The following is a 553-nucleotide window of genomic DNA, read 5'->3' on the forward strand; positions in this document are numbered from 1 at the left end:
CCGCCCCCACCGGCGGATGCGTGCAGATCGCCATCGGCAACCCCGCCGACGGGCGGCTGATCACCGTCGCCACCCGCAGCCGGCTCCGCCGCGCCGCCGGCCACCGTCGCCGCACGCGGCAGCGCATCCGTCCCTCCACCGCGTCGGCCGGCGGCACTCCTGTCGTCGACCAGGCCGAGGACGGGCCGGGCCTCGGCCCACCGGCACCGACCACCACCTACCGACCCACCGCCGGCCAACGCCGCTTCCTGCAGGTCCGCGACCGCCACTGCCGCATGCCCGGCTGCCGCCGGCGCGCCGCCCGCTGCGACATCGACCACGCCACCGCCCACGCCCACGGCGGCCCCACCGACTGCTGGAACCTCTGCTGCCTCTGCCGGCGGCACCACCGCATCAAGACCTTCGCCCGCGGGTGGGCCTTCACCCTCCTCCCCGACGGGCAGCTGGCCGTCCGCACCCCGTCGGGGAGGAGGGTGAAGGCCCACCCGCGGGCGAAGGTCTTGATGCGGTGGTGCCGCCGGCAGAGGCAGCAGAGGTTCCAGCAGTCGGTGGG

At 76.7% G+C, this 553-nt stretch carries 1 protein-coding gene; it reads left to right on the top strand.

Annotated features, from left to right (window positions below; genetic code table 11):
• Positions 1–20 precede the first annotated feature (20 nt).
• A partial coding sequence (locus E9565_RS21965) for an HNH endonuclease signature motif containing protein (protein WP_236836734.1) occupies positions 21–553 on the top strand: 533 nt, incomplete at its 3' end.

This window comes from Blastococcus sp. KM273129 (genome assembly GCF_021698995.1).
Lineage (GTDB): Bacteria > Actinomycetota > Actinomycetes > Mycobacteriales > Geodermatophilaceae > Blastococcus.